Annotated in this window: 4 protein-coding genes; all 4 read left to right on the forward strand. The window is 63.6% G+C overall.

Annotation, left to right across the window (positions count from 1 at the left end):
• Positions 1-60 precede the first annotated feature (60 nt).
• From J7392_RS24010 to J7392_RS24025, 4 genes are read left to right on the forward strand one after another with little or no spacing between them, the layout of a single operon-like run.
• Positions 61-468, forward strand: coding sequence for a transposase (locus J7392_RS24010; protein ID WP_209219841.1), 408 nt, complete (start codon positions 61-63; stop codon positions 466-468).
• Positions 465-815 carry an IS66 family insertion sequence element accessory protein TnpB gene (gene tnpB, locus J7392_RS24015; RefSeq protein WP_067630184.1) on the forward strand — a complete coding sequence of 117 codons (351 nt, stop codon included), beginning with the start codon at positions 465-467 and terminating at the stop codon, positions 813-815. The genes J7392_RS24010 and tnpB overlap by 4 nt, the downstream gene beginning before the upstream one ends.
• Before the next feature lie 60 nt (positions 816-875).
• Complete coding sequence (locus tag J7392_RS24020; RefSeq protein ID WP_209219842.1) at positions 876-2,507, forward strand: IS66 family transposase; 1,632 nt, start codon at positions 876-878, stop codon at positions 2,505-2,507.
• 2 nt (positions 2,508-2,509) lie between these two features.
• The gene (locus J7392_RS24025; RefSeq protein ID WP_247744762.1) at positions 2,510-2,731 is read left to right on the forward strand and encodes a hypothetical protein; all 222 of its coding nucleotides are present in this window, start codon (positions 2,510-2,512) and stop codon (positions 2,729-2,731) included.
• Positions 2,732-2,759 lie beyond the last annotated feature (28 nt).

Genomic DNA, 2,759 nt, shown 5'->3' on the forward strand with positions numbered 1-2,759 from the left:
CGTAAACCTCCGGCGGCGGCCGTCTGATCTCGGGTTCGATCCGATGATAAGTCCGACCTTATGTCCGACTTTATCAACCGCCCTCAAATCGAAGTTCTTTCCGCTGCCGATGGTGATCGCCGCCGGTATTGGTCAGACGATGATAAACTGCGCATAGTGGAGGAAAGCTTTATCGGCCATCGCCAGGCGGCAGCCACTGCGCGGCGGCATGGCATTTGCCGGTCGCTGCTGACGACTTGGCGGCGGCAGTATCGAAACGGTGAGCTTGGCTCTTCTCGCCCGGTATCGTTCGCGCCGGTGACCGTGACGAAGGGAGTTCCCGCATCTCAGGCAAATCCGGTTGATTCCTGTCCGTCTCCGGACTGTCAGGTTGAGATAACCCTGCCGAATGGGCGCCGGCTCATCGTGCCGGTGGGCGTGGCGCCCGAAGCGCTTGCGCGGATCCTGGCCGTGGTGGACCGGCCATGATCGCGTTTCCGGCGGGGGTGAAGGTTTGGATTGCGGGCGGCGTCACTGATATGAGGCGGGGCATGAACACGCTGGCGCTACAGGTGCAGGAGGGTCTCGGCCGCGATCCGCATGCCGGGGAGATCTTCTGCTTCCGGGGCCGCAAGGGCGATCTGGTCAAGATCCTGTGGCATGATGGCGTGGGCATGTCGCTTTATCTGAAGCGCCTGGAGGCGGGCAAGTTCATCTGGCCGGTGAGCCGGTCGGGCGAGGCGGTGCAGATCTCGGCGGCGCAGTTGGGCTATCTTCTGGAGGGCATTGACTGGCGCAATCCGCGCTGGACACAACGCCCTGCAAAGGCTGGATAAATCGCGCTGGCCGGCCTGTTTTTATTGGTGTCTTACGTGCCTGAGTGGTAGACATCCGCCATGTCGAACGCCGCTTCTGAACTGGTTAGATTACGCGCTGCCCTGGCTGCCGCCGAGGCCCGTGCGGAGGTTGCAGAAAGCGAGTTGGCACAGACCCGGGCGGTCGTGTCCTGCTCGGAGGCGATGATCCAGGAGCTCAAGCTCGAGATCGCCAAACTGCGCCGTGACAAATACGGCATCTCGTCGGAGCGGCGCGCCCGGCTGATCGATCAGTTGGAATTGCAGCTTGAGGAGTTGGAGACGGCGGCAACCGAAGATGTCCTGACCGCCGACGAGGCGGCTGAAAAGGCCAGCACGGTGCGGGCCTTCACGCGCCGCCATCCTGTGCGCAAACCCTTTCCCGATCACCTGCCGCGCGAGCGGGTTGTTGTCGAGGCCCCTACCGCCTGCACCTGCTGTGGCTCGGATCGTCTCGTGAAAATGGGCGAAGATGTCACCGAGACGCTGGAGGTGATCCCGCGGCGCTGGAAGGTGATCCAGACCGTGCGTGAGAAGTTCACCTGCCGGGCCTGCGAGAAGATCAGCCAGCCGCCGGCCCCGTTCCATGCGATCCCGCGTGGATGGGCCGGGCCAAGCCTGATCGCCATGCTCGTCTTCGAGAAATATGGACAGCACCAGCCTTTGAACCGGCAGGCCGAACGCTTCGCCCGTGAAGGCGTTGATCTGAGCCTGTCGACCCTGGCAGACCTGGTCGGGCACGCGACTGTCGCCTTGCAGCCGATCCATGCCCTGATCGAGACCCACGTGCGCGCCGCTCACCGCCTGCACGGTGACGACACGACCGTGCCGCTTCTGGCGCGGGGTGGCGCGAAGAAAGCCCGGCTCTGGACCTATGTGCGCGATGATCGGCCCTGGAATGGTGGCGCACCGCCGGCGGCCGTCTTCCACTTCTCCCGCGATCGCGCGGCAACCAATCCCAATCAGCACCTCGCCGGATGGCAAGGCGTGCTGCAAGCCGACGCCTATGGTGGATATAACGATCTCTATCGCGCCGACCGTGATGCAGGGCCCGTGACCAGCGCCCTGTGCTGGGCGCATGCGCGCCGGAAGTTCTTCGAACTGGCGGATATTGCCGGAAACGTCCGCAAGGGCAAACCCGCCCATCAGATCTCGCCCGTTGCGCTGGAAGCGGTGAAACGGATCGACGCCATCTTCGACATCGAGCGCGAAATCAACGGGCTGGATGCCGATGCCCGGCTTGCCGCCCGCCAGGACCTGTCTCGGCCTCTGGTGAACAGCCTCCATGACTGGCTGCTGGCAGAGCGCGCGAAACTCTCCCGGCACAACAAGGTGGCCAAGGCGATCGACTACATGTTCGAGAAAGACGGCCGTTGGCAGGCCTTCACGGCATTCCTCGATGACGGGCGCATCTGCCTGACGAATAACGCAGCCGAACGCGCCCTGCGCGGCGTAGCCCTGGGCCGCAAGTCATGGCTCTTTGCCGGCTCCGAGCGCGGCGGGCAGAGGGCCGCCGCCATGTATACCCTCATCGTCACGGCCAAAATGAACGACATCGACCCGCAGGCGTGGCTCGCCGATGTTCTCGCCCGGCTGCCCGACATGCCCGTCTCGCGCATCCACGAACTTCTGCCCTGGAACTGGAAATCCGGGTCCCTCGCCGAGGCGGCATGATCATGCCGCTCAACAAGGTGCATTCCGTCAAGACCATCGACCGCGTTGCTGCCGAGTTCGGAGAAACCGTCGATCGGATCTTCGACCTCGCCGTTGATATGGAAACCGAAGATGGCGTGATCTGGGTCTACGGTCCCGGCGACGACAGCGTCATCGCATTCACACCGTTCGGTATCGAAAACCTGCGAGAGCTCATCGAAATGGACCGGCACAGCGCGCGCTGACCGCGTGCGGCCCACGCCGGATGCTTAC

Origin of the sequence: Sulfitobacter sp. R18_1, from assembly GCF_017743915.1 — a bacterium.
Lineage (GTDB): Bacteria > Pseudomonadota > Alphaproteobacteria > Rhodobacterales > Rhodobacteraceae > Sulfitobacter > Sulfitobacter faviae.